This is a genomic window from Pueribacillus theae (assembly GCF_003097615.1).
Classification (GTDB): Bacteria; Bacillota; Bacilli; order Bacillales; family UBA6769; genus Pueribacillus; species Pueribacillus theae.
On sequence record NZ_QCZG01000005.1, the window covers coordinates 63,980 to 82,957 of the forward strand.

Annotated in this window: 21 protein-coding genes and 1 riboswitch; of the genes, 14 read left to right on the plus strand and 7 right to left on the minus strand. The window is 40.6% G+C overall.

Annotated features, from left to right (window positions below):
• Window positions 1-23 precede the first annotated feature (23 nt).
• From msrA to DCC39_RS04030, 5 genes are all read left to right on the plus strand, one after another.
• Complete coding sequence (msrA, locus tag DCC39_RS04010; protein ID WP_116553598.1) at window positions 24-554, plus strand: peptide-methionine (S)-S-oxide reductase MsrA; 531 nt, start codon at window positions 24-26, stop codon at window positions 552-554.
• 25 nt (window positions 555-579) lie between these two features.
• Window positions 580-1,281, plus strand: a complete 702-nt coding sequence (locus tag DCC39_RS04015) for an alpha/beta fold hydrolase (protein WP_116553599.1) — start codon at window positions 580-582, stop codon at window positions 1,279-1,281.
• A 121-nt stretch (window positions 1,282-1,402) separates the two neighbouring features.
• Window positions 1,403-2,776, plus strand: a complete 1,374-nt coding sequence (locus tag DCC39_RS04020) for a hypothetical protein (RefSeq protein ID WP_116553600.1) — start codon at window positions 1,403-1,405, stop codon at window positions 2,774-2,776.
• Between the two features lie 97 nt (window positions 2,777-2,873).
• A complete protein-coding gene (locus DCC39_RS04025; RefSeq protein WP_116553601.1) occupies window positions 2,874-4,301 on the plus strand; it encodes an NAD-dependent succinate-semialdehyde dehydrogenase in 1,428 nt (475 codons plus the stop codon).
• A 22-nt stretch (window positions 4,302-4,323) separates the two neighbouring features.
• The gene (locus tag DCC39_RS04030) at window positions 4,324-4,734 is read left to right on the plus strand and encodes a hotdog fold thioesterase (RefSeq protein WP_116553602.1); all 411 of its coding nucleotides are present in this window, start codon (window positions 4,324-4,326) and stop codon (window positions 4,732-4,734) included.
• 90 nt (window positions 4,735-4,824) lie between these two features.
• Here DCC39_RS04030 and DCC39_RS04035 read toward each other — a convergent pair whose 3' ends face one another.
• Window positions 4,825-5,421, minus strand: a complete 597-nt coding sequence (locus tag DCC39_RS04035; RefSeq protein WP_116553603.1) for a hypothetical protein — start codon at window positions 5,419-5,421, stop codon at window positions 4,825-4,827.
• 356 nt (window positions 5,422-5,777) lie between these two features.
• Here DCC39_RS04035 and lepB point away from each other — a divergent pair, with 356 nt between their 5' ends.
• From lepB to DCC39_RS04070, 7 genes are all read left to right on the plus strand, one after another.
• The gene (gene lepB, locus DCC39_RS04040; protein WP_116553604.1) at window positions 5,778-6,323 is read left to right on the plus strand and encodes a signal peptidase I; all 546 of its coding nucleotides are present in this window, start codon (window positions 5,778-5,780) and stop codon (window positions 6,321-6,323) included.
• A gap of 111 nt (window positions 6,324-6,434) precedes the next feature.
• The gene (locus DCC39_RS04045) at window positions 6,435-7,337 is read left to right on the plus strand and encodes a ketopantoate reductase family protein (protein WP_116553605.1); all 903 of its coding nucleotides are present in this window, start codon (window positions 6,435-6,437) and stop codon (window positions 7,335-7,337) included.
• 33 nt (window positions 7,338-7,370) lie between these two features.
• Window positions 7,371-8,792, plus strand: coding sequence for a hypothetical protein (locus tag DCC39_RS04050; RefSeq protein WP_133243467.1), 1,422 nt, complete (start codon window positions 7,371-7,373; stop codon window positions 8,790-8,792).
• 135 nt (window positions 8,793-8,927) lie between these two features.
• Complete coding sequence (locus tag DCC39_RS04055; RefSeq protein ID WP_116553607.1) at window positions 8,928-9,710, plus strand: enoyl-CoA hydratase/isomerase family protein; 783 nt, start codon at window positions 8,928-8,930, stop codon at window positions 9,708-9,710.
• Between the two features lie 34 nt (window positions 9,711-9,744).
• The gene (locus DCC39_RS04060; protein ID WP_407071832.1) at window positions 9,745-10,605 is read left to right on the plus strand and encodes a 3-hydroxyacyl-CoA dehydrogenase family protein; all 861 of its coding nucleotides are present in this window, start codon (window positions 9,745-9,747) and stop codon (window positions 10,603-10,605) included.
• 40 nt (window positions 10,606-10,645) lie between these two features.
• Window positions 10,646-11,794, plus strand: a complete 1,149-nt coding sequence (locus DCC39_RS04065) for an acyl-CoA dehydrogenase family protein (protein ID WP_116553609.1) — start codon at window positions 10,646-10,648, stop codon at window positions 11,792-11,794.
• Window positions 11,795-11,925: 131 nt separating this feature from the next.
• Complete coding sequence (locus DCC39_RS04070; RefSeq protein WP_116553610.1) at window positions 11,926-13,116, plus strand: thiolase family protein; 1,191 nt, start codon at window positions 11,926-11,928, stop codon at window positions 13,114-13,116.
• 70 nt (window positions 13,117-13,186) lie between these two features.
• On the opposite strand, the gene dat is transcribed toward DCC39_RS04070, so the two are convergent.
• Together dat and DCC39_RS04080 are read right to left on the minus strand one after the other, a co-directional pair.
• Complete coding sequence (gene dat, locus DCC39_RS04075) at window positions 13,187-14,044, minus strand: D-amino-acid transaminase (RefSeq protein WP_116553611.1); 858 nt, start codon at window positions 14,042-14,044, stop codon at window positions 13,187-13,189.
• A 65-nt stretch (window positions 14,045-14,109) separates the two neighbouring features.
• Entirely contained in the window at window positions 14,110-14,580 is a 471-nt protein-coding gene (locus DCC39_RS04080; RefSeq protein ID WP_116553612.1) for a protease complex subunit PrcB family protein, read from the minus strand.
• Window positions 14,581-14,695: 115 nt separating this feature from the next.
• On the opposite strand from DCC39_RS04080, the gene DCC39_RS04085 reads away from it, so the two are divergent.
• Together DCC39_RS04085 and DCC39_RS04090 are read left to right on the plus strand one after the other, a co-directional pair.
• Window positions 14,696-15,745: a tartrate dehydrogenase gene (locus tag DCC39_RS04085; RefSeq protein ID WP_116553613.1), complete on the plus strand. Its 1,050-nt coding sequence runs from the start codon at window positions 14,696-14,698 to the stop codon at window positions 15,743-15,745.
• A gap of 40 nt (window positions 15,746-15,785) precedes the next feature.
• Window positions 15,786-16,409 (plus strand): TVP38/TMEM64 family protein, encoded by a 624-nt coding sequence (locus DCC39_RS04090; protein WP_116553614.1) that lies wholly within the window; start codon window positions 15,786-15,788, stop codon window positions 16,407-16,409.
• Between the two features lie 89 nt (window positions 16,410-16,498).
• Here the strand turns inward: DCC39_RS04090 and tenA are convergent, their stop codons facing one another.
• From tenA to DCC39_RS04110, 4 genes are all read right to left on the minus strand, one after another.
• Window positions 16,499-17,191 (minus strand): thiaminase II, encoded by a 693-nt coding sequence (gene tenA / locus DCC39_RS04095; RefSeq protein ID WP_116553615.1) that lies wholly within the window; start codon window positions 17,189-17,191, stop codon window positions 16,499-16,501.
• Window positions 17,192-17,436: 245 nt separating this feature from the next.
• Window positions 17,437-17,544, minus strand: a riboswitch (TPP riboswitch).
• An 86-nt stretch (window positions 17,545-17,630) separates the two neighbouring features.
• Window positions 17,631-18,200 carry a manganese catalase family protein gene (locus tag DCC39_RS04100; RefSeq protein ID WP_116553616.1) on the minus strand — a complete coding sequence of 190 codons (570 nt, stop codon included), beginning with the start codon at window positions 18,198-18,200 and terminating at the stop codon, window positions 17,631-17,633.
• Window positions 18,201-18,352: 152 nt separating this feature from the next.
• Window positions 18,353-18,616, minus strand: coding sequence for a spore coat protein CotJB (locus tag DCC39_RS04105; protein WP_116553617.1), 264 nt, complete (start codon window positions 18,614-18,616; stop codon window positions 18,353-18,355).
• A gap of 19 nt (window positions 18,617-18,635) precedes the next feature.
• Window positions 18,636-18,872 carry a spore coat associated protein CotJA gene (locus DCC39_RS04110; protein WP_116553618.1) on the minus strand — a complete coding sequence of 79 codons (237 nt, stop codon included), beginning with the start codon at window positions 18,870-18,872 and terminating at the stop codon, window positions 18,636-18,638.
• Between the last annotated feature and the right edge of the window lie 106 nt (window positions 18,873-18,978).

Genomic DNA, 18,978 nt, shown 5'->3' on the forward strand with positions numbered 1-18,978 from the left:
TTCGGAAAAGGGGGACACATCAAATGAGTAAAAAGTACGAACAGGCTACATTTGCAGGCGGTTGTTTCTGGTGTATGGTGAAACCGTTTGATGAATTGCCGGGTATTGAAAAAGTAGTGTCAGGCTATACCGGAGGACATAAAGAAAATCCAACGTATGAGGAAGTGTGCTCAGGTACAACGGGACATGTTGAAGCCGTTCAAATTACATTTGATCCAGATGTTTTCCCTTACAGCAAGCTATTGGAAATATATTGGCCTCAAATCGATCCGACCGATCCGAACGGGCAGTTCATTAATCAAAGTTCTTCCTATCAAACAGCGATTTTTTATCATAACGAGAAACAAAAGCAAGAAGCAGAAGCATCAAAAAAAGCGCTCGAAGAGAGCGGGCGGTTCAGCAAACCGATCGTTACGAAAATCTTGCCTGCAATGCCTTTTTATGAAGCAGAAGATTATCACCAAGACTATTATAAAAAGAAACCGGAAGACTACCAAAATTACCGGAAGAGATCGGGAAGAGACACATTCATCGAAGAGAATTGGGAAAAATAATTAGTTAGCTGGAGGGACAAAACGAATGGGTAAAAACAATGCGTTAAAATTTGTTTTCATTCATGGGGCAGGCGGCACAAAGAATAAATGGCGATCAATAATTCCCGTGTTGGGAGAGAATGAAAACATTTGTTTGGATTTGCCAAGCCACGGCGAAAACAAAGCGGAGCAATGTGAAACGATTGAAGATTACGCAAATGTATTGTCTGCATCTTTGACAGAAGATTGCATTGTTGTCGGCCACTCCATGGGTGGATTAGTTGCACTCGAGCTTGGCGCACGAAGCGATAAAGTCAAAGGAATTGTACTTGCAGCAAGCTCGTACAAATTACCGGTCCATCCAAACATCATTGCGACACTTAGGGAAGGGACATTCCCTGATTTTCTCTTCCGTGCTTCTTATGCGAAAGGTGCCAGCCAAGATTTGTTAGAAGAGGAAGAACAAGAGTTGGACAACTCGCCGACCGATGTAGCAATGAAAGACTTTCAGGCTTGTGATAACTATAAAATTGGCAAAGAAACGCTCAAACAACTTCAAAAACCGATTTTGGCTGTCATCGGGGATGAAGATCGGTTAATCCCCCCTAATACAGAGGAGGAATTAAAAGCGCTCAATCCACACGTTCAAGTTGCTAAGATTGAGGGTGCCGGCCATTATATTGCCCTTGAAAAGCCTGAAGAATTTGTGAATCACATTCTTCAGTTTAGAAAAGTTTTAGAGGAATAAAAAATGGAACAAGACGCTATTCTCTCGATCTTCATTACAAAATGATTGATTAGGAGAATAGAGTCTGGCAAATTAAACGTCTAAATTTTTACAATATTTACAATATAAAGGAGGTAAAACAATGGCAATTTATAAACGCCGTCCGGATGGCGAAGAACAACCGTCCACCCTAGGCCCATTAAAAGTAAGACTGCCTTTTGTGCATTACAAGTTTGAGTTTCCAGACTGGATTCAAGGGGCCATTCTATGTGTTGTGCCGATGAGTATTACGGCAATTATGCTGGATGTCCTTGGCATTCCGTTTGAAATCGCAATCGCTTTTGTTATCATTAATAACTTTTTGTATTTGCTGCATACCCATTTCGGTGATCCGTCAGTTGTTGGATGGATTACAGCAGGTATCCCTCTTTATGTCGGATTTTTATCTGGTTTTCCTGAAGGCGAAGCTCGAATTCATGCTTTAATAGCTTTGCAAGCCATGGTAGCCCTGATCTTTTTATTAATGGGATTATTTAGAGGGGCGGATTATCTTGTAAAAAAAGTGCCGTTATCTTTGAAGGCGGGTATATTATTCGGAGCTGGTTTTGCTGCAGTTTTTGGTGAATTTAAGGACGAAGGCCGTGTATGGAGCATGCCAATCACCATTTTAGTTGGTGCGGCTCTCGGGTTCTTTATGATGTTTTCCAAGTCAGCAGCTCCGCTGCGTGAACGTTACTCATTCTTTCGGTTTGTTGCACAATACGGGATTGCAATACCGTTTGCGTTCGCCTATCTTTTTGGGATTTTAATTGGTGAAGTTTCCGCACCAAAAATAGAATGGAATATTGTTCCCATTCCAATAGGGGAAATTCTCTCAAATTACAGTATTTTTGGAATAGGGTTACCCCCGGCAAGCTACTTCCTTCAAGCGCTTCCGTTGGCAATCGCAGCATATATTATTGCCTTTGGAGACATTCTTGTCGTCAGCTCGTTATTAAAACGGGCGGATGAAGTCAGGAAAGATGAAAAAATTGTTTTCAGCCCAGCCAGAAATAGCATCATTGTCTCCATTCGTAACTTTTTCCAAGCGATATTTATGCCGTTTTTAGGGTTGTCTGGTCCCCAATGGACTGCGGGACAAGCGCTCGTTACGACAAGGTATATGAACAACCCTCGTAAAGTCGTAGACAGCTACTGGGGAGGAGCAACCGGAATTTTCTGGGGGATGAGTTTTGCTTTACTGCTTGGACCTGTTGTGACGCTATTCCAACCGGGAGTTGCAGTCGGAATGACATTGACGATGTTAATTCAGGGCTACTTATGCGGTTATTTGGCGATGGAGCTTTTGAAAGATACATCGACACTCGAAAAAGGAATCGCCGTAATCATCGGTGCAGTCCTAGTCGCGAAAGGGGCGACTTGGGGATTAGGGGTTGGTTTAGTTCTTTGGCTTTTGCTTGAATATGATTGGACAAAGAAAAAGGGAAAAGACCAAGATCATAAATCTATCGCTTGACATTGTAGATAAGTTAAAGGAATCTAATAATAGGCAATACTTGGGAAGGGGTTTTTTACTCCTTCCTTCCCTATCAATTTAAATCGGAGGTAGTAACATGCTTTTTATCAACGGAGAATGGCAAAATTCCAGCAAAGGTACGTTTAACGTTACAAATCCGGCGACTGGTGAATTGTTGGGAGAAGTTGCTGACGGCACGAGAGAGGATGCGAGAAACGCAATCAAAGCAGCGGAAACTGCCTTTGAATCGTGGTCTTCGCTTACAGCATTTGAACGTTCAAAATATTTATACCGAGCCTATGAATTAATGATGGAAAAGAAAGAACACCTGGCGCAAACGATGACGAAAGAACAAGGGAAGCCGCTTAAAGCAGCGCGAAACGAAGTGCAATACGCTGCCGACTTTTTGATTTGGTATGCAGAGGAAGCCAAGCGTGTTTATGGTGAAATTTTGCCTGCCCCAAGAGGCGATCAGCGCTTTTTCGTCTTGAGGCAGCCAGTTGGGGTTGTTGGAGCAATCACACCGTGGAATTATCCAATTTCCATGCTGACACGTAAAATTGCGCCTGCCCTTGCGGCCGGTTGTACAATTGTTTTAAAACCGGCAGAACAGACGCCAATTTGCGCCATTGAAACGTTCAAAATTTTTGAAGAAGCGAAAATCCCCAGCGGTGTCGTTAACTTAGTACCGACAAGTGATCCGGCTGAAGTTGGTGATGAATTGGTAACGAATGAAACAGTTAAGAAAATTACATTTACAGGTTCGACGGAAATTGGAAAAATGATTGCAGAAAAGGCTGGACGCCAAGTCAAGCGAGTGTCAATGGAGCTCGGAGGACACGCACCGTTCATCGTATTTCCTGATGCAGATCCTGTCCATGCTGCAAAGGGCGCGTCCCTCGTTAAATTTTTGAACACTGGCCAAGCATGCATTAGCCCAAATCGTATATTCGTACATAAGAATATTATCGAGAAATTCACAGAAACGCTTGTCGAGCGTGTGAACAAAATGAAAGCGGGAAATGGGCTTGAAGAGGGAAGTACAATTGGCCCCCTAGTCGACGAAGCTGCATTGAACAAAGTGGACAACCAAGTAAAAGATGCACGTGAAAAAGGCGCTTTTGTCGCAGCAGGCGGTGCCCGATATGAAGATGATCATCTAAAAAACGGTTACTTCTATGCACCGACGGTACTTTCAAATGTGACGACGGATATGTTAATTTATCGCGAAGAAACGTTTGGGCCGGTCGCTCCAATCATTTCTTTTGAAACAGAAGAAGAAGTAATAAAAATGGCAAACGACACAAACTACGGGCTTGCATCCTATGTTTATACGAACGATATGAAAACTGCCTTTCGGATGTTTGAAAAACTTAAATTTGGCATAGTAGGCATCAACGATATTAATCCAACCGCTGCCGCTGCTCCGTTTGGCGGAATGAAAGAGAGCGGGCTAGGCCGAGAAGGTGGAAAGGAAGGCATTTTAGAGTATTTAGATACAAAACTTGGCGGTTTTTCGATTTGATTTAGTAAGGGAGAGTGAAACAATGGAAAATACGAAATACCCGGGAGTACTCGGTAATAAAGAAACATTAGTAGAGACATTAGGGATAACTTATGAAGAATTAACACCTGATCGCGTTGTTTGCAAAATGCCTGTCGGGCCAAAAACATGGCAGCCGTATGGCCTTCTGCACGGTGGTGCTTCTGTTGCCCTTGCGGAAACGGCGGCAAGCGTTGGTACGGCGTTAAATATTAACGGAGAAACCCATTATGCTGTCGGACTTGAAATTAACGCGAATCATGTAAAAGGAAAACGAGATGGCATTGTAACAGCAACAGCAGCTCCTTTACATAAAGGGCGTACAACGATGGTATGGGATATTCGCATTACGGATGAGGAAGATAAACTGATTTGTGTGTCAAGATGCACAGTAGCGATTGTTAAAAAAAGATAATAAAGATAATGCGGATGATGTATGGGGAGTGTAATAAAAAGACTTGGCAAGGAAATTTACCTTGTACATCTCCCCCCAAGTCTTTTTTTGTTATTCTGTCTGTTTAATTGTCTCAATGATTAGCTGTGGCCCTTCTTTATAATAGATAAAAGTAACTTCCTTTCCTTCTTTTAATTGCTCAACTTCTGTTCTTGCCTGATCGCTTAATTGGAATGCCTGCGGCCCTTCTTTTGTTTCAATTTCAATCGTGTGCGGATCTTGCTGGCCGTTGTATATTCCGGTTTCTTCTATTTTTTTCTGTTCTTTCTCATTGTTCGCTGAATTCATTTTTTCAATTGTCTCGAGAATGTTTTGATTATCAGCATTGACATAGTAATGAAATTTCACCTCGTCATTTGGTTCAAGATCTTCAATAAGAGAAGATGATTCCTCGTTTAACTGGAACGCTTTTGGCCCTTCATTCGTTTCAATTTCAACGGAATGGGGATCAATTTGACCGACATAAATACCAAGATCGCGGATGATTGCTTTATCCGTTTCCTTTTCGCTTTTATCATTTGTATTTTCCTTATCCGTATCAGGTATCGCTTCTTCGTTAGCATGTCCATTTTTTTCACTATCCGAACCACATGCAGAAATCATGAAGGAAGCTGTTAATAATAAAATAAATACAAAAAATTTTCTCATATCATTACTCCTTTCCAGAATCCTACCTTTACTTTACCTGTTTTATGGCATAAAGAAAAGGAAGGAAATGAAAATAACTTGAATTCTTTTATCCCATCTATACTGCAGGTTGAGGAGTCCTCATTTGACATTGAAAAAAGCATGTGTATAATTTTTTCTATAAATTGAAGACGCGGAATCTTCAACTACTTTACAAATAAAGAAAAAACAGTTTTACGGAATTAAAAAAGAGACGAAAGAATGTTACAATAACGTTACCATCTTCTACAAAAATTTAATAAATTAGCAAACGATAGGTGAAAGATCCGAGCCTTTCACTTATTGTTCGTTGCGTCTAATGTTAGTGAGGGAGCCGTTTGTCTAAAAATAAAGAGTTATTCAGTTGGGTAAAAACAATTGTAGTTGCAATTATCATTGCTTTTATTATCCGTGCCTTTTTATTTACGAATTATATCGTCGAAGGCGATTCGATGTTGCCCACGATGCATAATGGTGATCGTTTGATTGTAAATAAAATTGGATACAAAATATTCAAACCTGAGCGTTTTGACATCGTTGTCTTTCATGCAAACGAAAACGTTGATTATATTAAGAGAGTAATTGGATTGCCAGGTGATCAAATTGAGTATAAGAACGACATATTATACATAAATGGTGAACAATATGATGAGCCGTATTTAGACGAGTTGAAACAATCTTTCGACGGTTTATTTACATATAACTTTACAACGGAAGAAATCATTGGACAAAAAACAGTACCGGAAAATACGGTTTTTGTACTTGGAGACAACCGCCAAGACAGTGCGGACAGCCGCATCATTGGCGTGATTCCTTATGATAACATTGTTGGTGAAGTAAACATTAAATATTGGCCCCTTTCAGATCTTCATTTTTATCATTAATTTATTTTGCCCTGGCTTTTACAGCAGGGTTTTAAATTTTTTAATAGCTCTAGAAAAAATTGAAGAAGAAGTATAATCTTAATTTAAAAACAAAATAGGAGGAGAACGAGCTTGAAAATTGCAGTAGCAGGAGCAGGAGCTGTCGGAGGATATCTTGGAGCATTTTTAAAAAAGGCAGGCCATGATGTTACATTTCTTGCAAGGGGAAAACATTTAGAAGCGATGAAAAAGTCGGGGTTAAAAGTCATTGAAAATGGAGAGCCAATGACTGTGGACGGTGACTTTACAGATGATTTAACTGCGTTTCTTGATGCTGAATTAATTTTGTTTTGCGTGAAATCAACAGATACGAAAGAAACTGCTGAGAGAATTTCGGAATTGGGTAATGATCATGCCGTCATTCTTACACTCCAAAACGGTGTGGACAATGAAGAGGTGCTTTCAGATATTTTTGGACAAGAACGCATCTTGTCAGCGGCCGCGTATATTTCATCACATATCCAGGAACCTGGTGTGATTCACGTGGATGGAGTGACAAAACTTGTCATTGGCGCTTTGCATGAATCGCTTGTTTCATTTCGTGACAATGTTGCAGAACTGTTTAATGAAGCGAATATTGAAACACTTACGAGAGATTCAATTATGGAGGCGAAATGGAAAAAACTTTTATGGAACGCAACATTTAATCCTCTGGCAGCTCTCTCAACAGCAACCGTAGGTGAAATATTGGATAATAAAGAGCTTAGAGAAACCGCGGAGAATATTTGCCGGGAGGTCCTTCTCATCGCGAATAAAAACGGTATTCCTTTAAAAGAAAAGATGTTTACCATCACCTTTAAAAATGCTGAATTGGCAAGAGGGCATAAACCATCCATGCTGCAAGATCGATTGAACGGCAAAAAAATGGAAATTGAATCATTGTCAGGCTATTTCGTTAAGAAAGGCAGGCAGCTCGGAGTGGAAACACCTGCCATCCAGGCAATCTACAGCAATCTTCTTTATATCGATAGTTAAATCAGGATTTCTTTTGAAGGGATAGGAAAAGCAGTGGATAGAGCACATAGAAAGATGAAGAAAAACGAGAAATTATTGATGATCCAAAGCGGGCTTGTTCTTGGAATTACTTTTATATATTTGCTTGGGCAATTTATCCACTTACCCCAAATGCAATATATTACAGGGGCTTATTTAATGTTTGTTATGCTCTTCTTTCTGCCGATTATCGATGGGCTGATTAAATATATGTCAATAGGGATGCTCGCGATCGGTTCGGTCATTTTTATTATGAAAGGAAGCAGCATAGACGTATGGATGGGCAGCGCATCCTTGAATCATACACTTATTTCATTATTTGTTTCTGTGCCGCTCCTTGGACTAACAGTGAAATCGGAAGAGTATTTACTCGCTTTAAAGGGGCTGTATATGAAATACTTGCATAGCCCTTCTTTATTTCTAGCGTCAACACAACTTTTTACACATGCAATGTCTGTCGTATTGAATATGGGTGCTGTCTCGATTTTTTATTATCTAACTTCAAAAAATCCAGTTTTAAACTCACCCCGCCTCCTATCAACTACATTGCTTCGTGGGTATGCAAGCACGATTACGTGGTCGCCGTTTTTTGCCGCAATGGCGCTAGTCATTGGCCAACTGCATATTGAATGGGCTGCAGCCCTTCCTTATTTATTGGGCTGTGTTCTTATCAGTTTTGCTGTCAGTATTTTAACTGATATGATTGTTATGAAAAGGGAAGCTGCCGTAACAGGTGCCGTCCAAGAACATGCAGCAACAGTGGAAGAAGACGGCGCAATTGTTGTAAATTGGAAGAAAATTATTGAACTTTTCTTATTGCTGGCGGGAATGATTGGGCTTGTTTTTTTAATTGATTGGCTGACACCTTTAACCATGCCTACAGCTGTGATTATCCTTGCTTTTTTATTGCCGCCTATATGGTTGGCCATCAAAGGACAAATTCTTTTGTTGCTTGCTGAAAGCAAGCATTACGTCACAACAACCGTACCGCTATTTAAAAAAGAAACCGTTCTTTTTCTTGCTACCGGTTTTTTCAGCGGCGCCGTCAGCCAAACAAATTTTGGGACTTGGCTGGCAAAAGTTCTTTTAACCGTTTTTAAAGATTTTACAATCGGGATTTCATTTTTTATTGCTGTAACGGTTATTGCCTTTAGTATTATAGGGTTTCATCCAATTATGCTCATTTCTCTATATATTACAAGTATAGATCCTGCATTGCTTGGAATGTCGAAATTGTATTATGCTGTACTGCTGCTAGGCGCTTGGGGTCTTGCGACAACAGTCTCTCCGATGACAGCGGTCAGTCACATGCTGGGGAATTTAATGAAGCAGCGCGTTTTTGAACTTTCATTTAACTGGAATATTTTTTACTGTCTCATTTCCTTATGTTTTCTCATCCTTTACTTAACAATCTTAACTGTTTTCCATATAATTTAGTGAAATTTACTATCAGAATAAAATTTCTTTTTTCTAAAAAAGTTTTTTCTGTTATTCTAATATAGGATGCCTGACCCAGTTTTTACGCCAACGATTAAAAAAGCAATTAACATACTGAAAAGGAGGAAAGTTTCAATGGGTTACCAAAATCTTATCATTGACAAAAAAGACTCTGGATTAGCTTACATCACGATTAATCGTCCAGAGGTTCGCAACGCTCTTAATAAAGAGACTGTTGATGAGATGGTTGAATCATTGTACGAGCTTGAAAATGATGAAGCAGTACAATGCATTATTTTTACAGGGGCTGGTGAAAAATCATTCGCAGCAGGAGCCGACATTTCGCAACTTACGAAACGAACGATGCTCGATGCTTTTCAAAGAGGCACAATGCAAGAAATTTACGATATCATCGAAGCCTGCAGAAAGCCGACAATCGCTATGATTAACGGGTATGCACTAGGTGGAGGCTGCGAACTTGCGATGTCCTGTGATATTCGCGTTGCGTCGACAAACGCCAAGCTTGGCCTGCCGGAATTAAACCTTTCGATTATTCCAGGCGCCGGAGGAACTCAGCGCTTAGCAAGGCTTGTCGGAAAAGGCAAAGCACTAGAGATGATTTTAACAGGTAAAATGATTGATGCAGAAGAAGCGAAGGCAATCGGGCTTGTAAGTGAAATTGCTTCACCAGAGGATCTTGTTGTCAAAACAGAAGAATTGGCTGAGAAAATAATAAGCAAAGGCCCTCTAGCAGTGATGCTTGCAAAATTGGCAGTTAACTACGGAACTGAAACAGAAATGAAAACAGGATTGATGATTGAAAGACTTTCTCAGGCCATCCTCTATACATCTGAAGATAAAAATGAAGGAACGACTGCATTTCTTGAAAAAAGAAAACCGAACTTCAAAGGAAAATAAAGAAACTATTGAACGATAATAAAGAGGTGGTTAAATGATGTTTAAGAAAGCAGCGGTTGTCGGCGCAGGAACGATGGGGAGGGGCATTGCCTTTGCCATTGGAGTCAAAGGGATTGAAGTAACCCTTCAAGACATTAATGAAGAGATGCTCGAACTTAGCAAAGATTACATAAAAAAACAATTTGAGATCAGTATCGAAAAACAAAAAATTACAGAAGAAGAAGCGGCAAAAAATCTCGAAAAAATTCATTACACTACAAATCTCGAAGAAGCTGCTAAAGATGCGGATATCGTAATAGAAGCTGTACTTGAATTGATGGATCTCAAAATTGAACTATTTAAGAAACTGGATGACATTACTCCGTCGCATACAATTTTAGCGACAAACACATCAACGATGAGCCCGACAGAGATTGCGGCGGCAACGAATCGCCCTGGACAATGTGTGGCATTGCACTTTTTCAACCCAGTGCCAAAGATGAAACTGATCGAAATTATTCGCGGTTTGGAAACCTCCGACGAAACGATGCAGAAAGCGTTGCAGTTTGGCGAACTTATCGGGAAAGAATGCGTCCAAATCAACGAATTCCCAGGTTTTGCGACAAGCAGAATGAACTGCCTGATCGGAAATGAAGCGATGAATATGGTGATGGAAGGCGTAGGCAGTGTAGAAGATATAGACAAAGCGATGAAACTTGGCCTAAACCATCCAATGGGACCGCTAGAGCTTGCCGACCTCGTTGGACTTGATACAAGGCTCCGAAACATGGAGTATCTTCACCAAACATTAGGAGAGAAATTCAGGCCTTGCCCGTTATTGGTGAAATATGTAAAAGCAGGCAGGCTTGGACGAAAAAGCGGAAAAGGTTTTTATGATTATTCTGCTAAAAAATAAAGAAATATGATAAGATAGATATGGATAGGAGTGGATGATAATGGACTTTAAATTAAGCGATGATATTTTATTTCTAAAAAATAATGTTCGCGACTTTGTTCAAAATGAAGTAGAACCTGTTGCAATGGAAATTGAAGAGACAGATAAGATTCCGGAGAAAATTGTCGAAATGTCGAAAGAGATGGGGCTGTTTGGACTTAGTATTCCTGAAGAATACGGCGGCCTTGGCATCGGCATGGTTGGAAAATGTGCGCTTTACGAAGAAATTGGCCAAACACATAATGGCTTTACGACGCTGATTGGCGCCCACACCGGTATTGGTTCTGTTGGCATCGTTGAAATGGGCAACGAAGAACAAAAGAAAAAATATTTGCCTGCAATGGCAAGCGGAGAGAAAATCGGCGCATTCGCATTAACTGAGCCGCAAGCGGGTTCAAATGCGACCAACTTGAAAACAACAGCCGTGAAAAAAGGCGATAAATATATTATCAACGGTACGAAGCATTATATTACCAATGCGGTTGAAGCAGACGTATTTACCGTTATGGCTGTAACCGATCCGTCCAAAGGCGCAAAAGGAATCACATCATTCATCGTTGAAAAAGATTTCCCAGGCTTCAATCTCGGTGGAATTGAAAAGAAAATGGGTCTCAAAGGCTCTCATTCTGCAGAGCTAGTCTTCGAAGATCTTGAAGTTCCTGAGGAAAATGTCCTTGGCGAAGTCGGAATGGGTTATGTTAACGCGCTAAAAATCCTTGCGAACGGCCGCGCTGGCCTAGCTGCCAGAAACCTAGGCTCTTGCCAAAAATTGCTTGACATGTCCATGCACCACGTAGAAGAACGCATTCAATTTGGCGTTCCAATTATTGAACATCAAGCAGTTGCCCATATGGTCGCTGAAATGGCGATGGAAACTGAAGCATTGCGTTCATTCACTTATAGAGTAGCATGGATGGTTGACCAAGGAATGAAAGTAATTAAAGAAGCGGCGATGTTGAAACTTTACGGTTCTGAAGTGTACAACCGTGTCGCAGATAAAGCGGTTCAAGTTCACGGAGGAATTGGCTATATCTCTGACTTCCCAATTGAACGCTACTACAGAGATGCCCGTATTACCCGCATCTATGAAGGGACTTCAGAAATTCAAAAGAACATCATTGCAGGCCAATTACGCAAAGAATATAAATGATGACTGATTGTGTGCGGGATTCAAAAACGGGACAGTTTTTATGCTTTGTCCCCTTTTCTCGCTCACTTTATTTTCAAGCAATAATTTTATAAAGGATTCAAATACCTATATTGTATAAGGGGGATTTTAAAATGAGTCAACAACAAGAATATGTAATTGTAAGCGCTGTTCGTACACCAATCGGCCGATATGGTGGCACATTAAAAGACGTGACTTCCGGCCATCTTGCGGCACATGTCATTAAAGAAGCGATTAATCGCGCAGGCATAAAACCTAAACAGGTTGATGAAGTGATTCTCGGTGAAGTAAGGCAGCAAACAGATGAATCAAATGTTGCCCGTGTTGCCGCTTTAAGAGCTGGTATTCCTGAAACTTCACCTGCATTTACAATCAACCGCCTTTGTGCTTCAGGCATGCAGGCAATTGGCTCTGCCGTTCAACAAATCGCATTTGGACAAGCAGAGGTTGTTGTAGCTGGCGGGACTGAGAACATGAGCCTCGCTCCATTGTACTTGCGCGGAAGCCGTTTCGGTGGGGATAACCCTAAGCTCGTGGACTCAAACAAAGAAAATGGCCAACAGCCAACTGAAATATTCGGCCACAATCTTGGCATGGGGATGACAGCTGAAAATGTTGCAGAACGCTACAACATTTCAAGAGAAGACCAAGATGCTTTTGCTGCTGAAAGCCAAAGACGTGCTGCACAAGCCATTGAAGAAGGCAAATTTAAAGATGAAATTGTACCGATTGAAGTAAAACAAAGAAAAAATACAATTGTATTTGATACAGACGAATTCCCTCGTCCTGGAACAACGGTTGAAATTCTCTCTAAGCTTAAACCAGCATTTAAAGAGGGCGGAACAGTAACAGCAGGAAACGCTTGCGGAAGAAATGACGGTGCAACTGCAATGGTCATTATGACAAAAGCAAAAGCTGAAGAGCTTGGTTTAAAACCGCTTGCTAAAATTGTAGACTGGACAGCTGCTGGAGTATCTCCAGAAGTCATGGGAATCGGACCTGTACCAGCGGTGAAAAAGCTGCTTGAAAAAACAGGCAAAAGCTTGGATGAAATCGATTTATTTGAATTAAATGAAGCATTTGCTGCCCAATCAGTCGCTTGCATTCGTGAGCTTAACCTTGACCCGGAAAAAGTGAACGTAAATGGCGGAGCCATTGCACTCGGCCACCCGCTTGGTGGAACAGGCGCAAGAATCACGACAACATTGCTTTATGAAATGAAACGCAGAAATGCAAAATACGGCATTTCTACACTATGTGTTGGCGGCGGCCAAGGCATGGCGCTAATGCTTGAATTGCTTTAATAGATTACTAGAAAAAAATTACCCCCTTTAAGTTCCAATCGCTTAAAGGGGGCTCTTAAATTTTTTTAAGTTAGTATGTGATCCTAGCTTGCTTTTGAATGTATTTTTGAAATAACGCCTGCAGTTGCTTTGTGTGAGGTCCTGGCTGTCCATTTCCAATAGTTTTGTTATCAATTTTTACAATTGGCATTACTTCAGATACTGTGCTTGACAAGAATACCTCATCAGCATTCATCAAATCATCAACATTAAATGGTTTTTCGACTAATGATAATTTGTTTTCTTTACATAATTTAAAAATCATTTGCCTTGTAATACCATTCAAAATAAAATGGGATTCAGGGTGAGTAATCATGTTGCCCTTGGCAACAATAAAAATATTTGACGAAGCACCTTCCGTTACGATTCCGTCGCGATGAAAAATGGCCTCATAACAACCTTGCTCTTTTGCTTCCTCTTTAGCGAGAATGTTTGGCAACAAGTTTAAGCTTTTTATATCACAGCGGAGCCAGCGGATATCAGGTGTAACAATTGCACTAACTCCATTTGCCATTTGTAATTTGGGTATCGGCATTTCTTTTGTGTATGCCGTCAATACAGGTGTTGTATGTTCATCGGGAAACACATGGGCCCTTGGTGAAACACCCCTCGTAAGCTGCATATAGACAATCCCCAGCTGCAATTCATTTTCCTTAATCAATGCATTAAGATTTTCCTTAAGGGATTCTTTCGTAAAGAGGATTTTTAATTTAATTTTTCCGGCACTTTCAAAAAATCGATCAATATGTTCTTCCACTCCAAACAAATCACCATTATAAACTCGGATGACTTCGTAGACTCCATCTCCAAATTGATAGCCGCGATCTTCCATATCAATACGGTGCTGGCTCCGTTCCATCATCTGATCATTTACGATAACTTTTCCCAACAGACAAGCAACTCCTTTTAAAAACCTCTATTGATTTTTATTTCTACCTTATTATCGTACTTCATTTATAAATTAATATCGATTCCTTTATTCCGTTTATTTTCATGTTCGATAAGTTTAAAAAGAACTGTTTTATCGGTTCGTTCTATTTTAACAATATCCAACGGGAAAGTAATGGCTTGTGTGACGAGTTCATCATCAGCCGGGTCTTTAAATTTGTAAAAAACGTGCACAGAGTCGCCCCAATCTTCCACACTCGTAATCTCGACATCATAGCCGCCGGTTGGCTGTTCGCCTCTTGAGACGACGATATAATAATCATTATCACTCGGTAATACGTACGTTGCTTTTTCGCGATTTTTGTAATTTATCGTTTCCTGCACGTCTTTAGGGGTATCTTCAAGCTGCACCCTTTCAAAAGGGATATCAGCAATTTTTTCAGTACCTTCAATGCTTTTAGCAGGATCCTTTGTGCATCCGAACAGGAGAAGGAATAGAAGCAGTCCCCCTCCGATTTTTAATAGTGTCTTTAGCATAAGTATGTTCCTTTCTTCATCAATTCCTTACCTTTAACGTAATCGAATTTTAAAGGCATTTCAAGGTGAACATGTTACAATAGTATGAGGAATCCATTCAATAGGGGGAAGAGAAATGAATACATATAAGATTGCAGTTATACCCGGAGACGGAATTGGAAATGAGGTTGTACCGAAGGCGTTAGAAGTTTTAAAACAAGCAGCTGAATTAAATGGCACGTTTCAGCTCGAATGTACGACTTTTCCTTGGAGCTGTGATTACTATATGGAACATGGCAAAATGATGCCGGATGATGGGTTGGAACAATTGAAAAAATTTGATGCCATCTTTCTAGGAGCAGTTGGCGATCCTGCACGTGTTCCTGACCATGTATCGCTATGGGGATTGCTTTTGAAAATTCGCCGCCAGTTTAAACAACAATTAAACGTCCGGCCTGCTAAATATTTAAAAGGATTGGAATCACCGCTTAAAAATCCGAAAGGCTTCGATCTTGTTATTGTTCGTGAAAATAGCGAAGGCGAATATAGTGAAGTAGGAGGGCGTATTTATCAAGGGGAAGATGAGATAGCAATACAGAACAATGTTTTTTCGCGTAAAGCATCTGAAAGAGCAATGCATTATGCTTTTCAATTAGCAGAAAAGCGGAAAAACTATGTCACAAGTGCAACAAAGTCAAACGGCATCGTTTACAGCATGCCTTTTTGGGATGAAATTTTTAAAAGTGTGTCGGAGAAATACAATATAAAAACAGATTCATTTCATATTGACGCCCTTTCGGCCTATTTCATTACAAAACCAGAAATGTTTGATGTTGTTGTTGCCAGCAACTTATTTGGTGATATTTTATCAGACATTGGTGCTGCGATTATGGGGAGCATAGGCATCGCACCGGCGGCAAACATTCATTTAGATGGCGAATATCCGTCAATGTTTGAACCAGTGCACGGTTCAGCCCCGGATATCGCAGGAAAAGGGATTGCCAATCCAATCGGCCAAATTTGGACAGGAAAAATGATGCTCGATCATTTAGGTGAAAAAAATGCTGCGGACAACATCATGTCAGCAATTGAACAAACCATTGCAAACGGAATAAAAACACCCGATCTTAGTGGAAGTGCATCAACAAAAGAAGTGACAGAAGCGATAATCAGTTATTTAAAATGATTTTGTGAATAATGCCAAACGATATAAAGGTGAAGCAAGTATGGACCTTGAGTTTTTGAGACATGCATTGACAGAAGAAAATATTAAAGAATTTCTTGAACAATATCGAGCGCTAGGGCCGCTTCCAGGTATTTTTCTGCCTTTTTTGGAAGCTTTCATGCCATTTTTGCCGTTATTTATTTTTGTTGCAGGCAATGCTTTCGTTTACGGCCTTTGGCTTGGTTTTCTTTATTCTTGGGTAGGTACAAGCATTGGAACTGTTCTCGTTTTTTTTGTTATTCGAAGGTTTGCGAGGCATCGAATTCTTCGATTCATTTCGAAATTGAAAAAAGTCCAGCAAACAATGCATTGGTTTGAGCGAAGAGGCTTTGGTGTCGTGTTTTTGATTTTTTGTTTTCCTTTTACCCCCTCATCGTTAGTTACTGTTGTTGTGGGGCTTTCCCAAATGAATGCGATCAGTTTTATGCTTGCAGCTTTTTTAGGGAAAATGGTGATGATCTTTATCGTTTCTTTTATTGGCCACGATTTTTTTGATTTGCTTAAAGATCCCGTTCAGCTTATCCTTGTTTCTGCTCTTACATTTATTTTATGGCTGGGCGGAAAGTATTTGGAAATGAAGTTGAAACAGAAAACAATTCAGAAGAACAAAAAAGAAATAGAATAGCGGCAAACTAAAGGACGGTTAGATCGATCAAAGCCAATTAACGAAGTAACCCCTTTATGCAATCGACGCATAAAGGGGTTATGATTTTGTTATTTTAGAGTGGATTGCTTGCTTTGTTTTTTTGATAGCCAAGTTTCTTTCGTGTAAGCCATTTCCCAAAATGCAAGTTCATATTCTTTGGCGATGACAAACTGTTCTTTGATCTTTTCCTTTTCTTTTCCGCTTGCATCCTGTGCAAGTTGGTCCATCAGATCGATTTGCTCTTCGGTCGATGTTTGGAACCAGTCGCTTGCATAAGTATGGAGCCAATTTTGGTAAATTTGTTCGTTCGGTTTCGCGTTCATGTTCTTTTTGCCAATATCAGCATATAACCAATAGCATGGAAGCATCGCAGCGACCGTTTGTGCCAAACTGCCGGAGAGAGCCGCACGGTACAGATGTGATGTGTAAGCATAAGCGGTAGGGGCGGGTTTAAAATTCTTCATCTCTTCGTCAGTAATGTTTAACAGATTCGCATGTTCCTGATGGACGGTTAGTTCCGCTTGGGCGGTAAGCTTCGCTTTTTCAGCCAGCATGGCGGAAACTTGGAAGTCATCTGCTTGTGCGGCAGCCATGGCATGGACCTTTCCAAAATGCTTCAAGTAGTAAATGTCTTGGAGAATATAATATTTAAACGTTTCCAACGGCAAGTCACCGTTCACAATCCCTAAGACGAACGGGTGATTCAAACTTTGCTCCCAACTATCCTTTGTCGCTTGTCGCAGTTCCTCTGTAAAACGCATATAAAAATCCTCCTTTTTTGTTTCACCTGAAAAGGAGGAATAGATGACTGATCACACCATTCTTGTACCGTTAAAGGTTGTTCAAAAAGTCCGGGAACGATAGGCTGCGAATCTCTTCGTCAGCTTGCTCTTCCGCTCCTCACGTATCCTACAAACATACGCTGCGGTGCTCAGAGCTACGCTTCCTCGACCTTCTTGCCTCTCGTTGTCCTCCTTTTTGAACACGCACTTATTGGCAAACAGTACAAATCGAACGTCCACTTTCCTCCGCTGGTTTTAACCAGTTCAGGTTCTAAGGGTCTTAAAGTCCACTTTAATCTCAGCCTTTTAAAAAGGCACCCCTAGCGGAAACAAATGATTTAATTTTCTATCAGTTTATCATACTGTGGCTAATTGTCAAATTGTTCTTTGGAAAAAATGTCAGCGAATTCGTTAGACATTAAAAGAATTTCTTTTTTCCTTGTTCTTCTTTTAAAATTTCAACAGCTTCGCGAAAACGTTGGGAATGGACGATTTCGCGCTCACGCAGAAAAGCTAAACCGTCATTAAGATCCGGATCATCTGACATGTCAATAAGCCATTGGTAGGTTGCACGGGCTTTTTCTTCTGCGGCAATATCTTCATATAAATCTGTGATTGGGTCACCTTTTGCTTGAATATATGCCGCTGTCCACGGTACTCCAGCAGCGTTATGGTAGAATAGGTCTTTGCCATGGTCGGCGAAATGGTCACCAAGACCTGCTTCTTTCAATTGTTCGGGTGTTGCATCTTTCGTTAATTTATAAACCATTGTGGCAATCATCTCAAGGTGGGCAAATTCCTCTGTACCAATATCTGTCAAAAGCCCAATAACTTTATCAGGAAGCGTGTAGCGCTGGTTTAAATAGCGAAGGGCAGCGGCAAGTTCTCCATCAGCACCACCGTACTGTTCAATTAGAAACTTGGCAAGCATTGGATTGCATTGGCTTACCTTTACCGGATATTGTAATTTTTTTTCGTATATCCACATTAAAAATCATACCTCCACAATGAATAAATAGTTCGCTTCCGCACCTTTAGGCGAAATGCAGGTGAAATACTTTCAATCAGTGGGGTAGGGTCAAGCCCCTACCTAATTTTTTCGTCGTTCATTTTGCTAAAATAAATTCTTTAATGTTTTCCTTAAATTTGCCACGGCCATGGGCCTTCTGACCAGCCCCATGGATACCCTGAATAGCTGTTTCCAAATTGCTGTAAGGGGCCATACATTGACTCAACGATCTTTTTTAATCGTTTGCGTTCTTTCGCGTACTCATTGAATTGCTGAATCGCTTCTTGGTCATGTGGATGCGTATCCAAATAATGTGTCAATTCGACAAGAACGAAATCAACTGCCTGCAATTCTTCCATACACGCGTAAAATTCAGGCGGAAGTTTTTTGGACATCGGTTATTTTTCCTCCCTATTAACTTATTTGGGGTTCTCCACACGGCATTTTATTGTGAGGCTCTCCGTACGGGCTAAAAAGCAATGGCCACAATGTTCCGTGAAACAAAGCTTCTTTTGGGCTAAACTGGGGAAGCCCAGGCGGCTGAAAACCAACATAAAGCTGAGGCGGTGTCTGATATGTTTTCACTTTTATGGGACGGCAAGGGTCGAAAGGGCTTATATATGGCCGATAGATCTTTCTCTGAGTAAACAAACGGGGTACCTCCTTTAATGAACTACATACGGTAATAGCCTATTCATAAGGCCGAGATCTTGCTACAACTATGAACGAATGAGTTTATTTTGAAAGCAACGTGCGT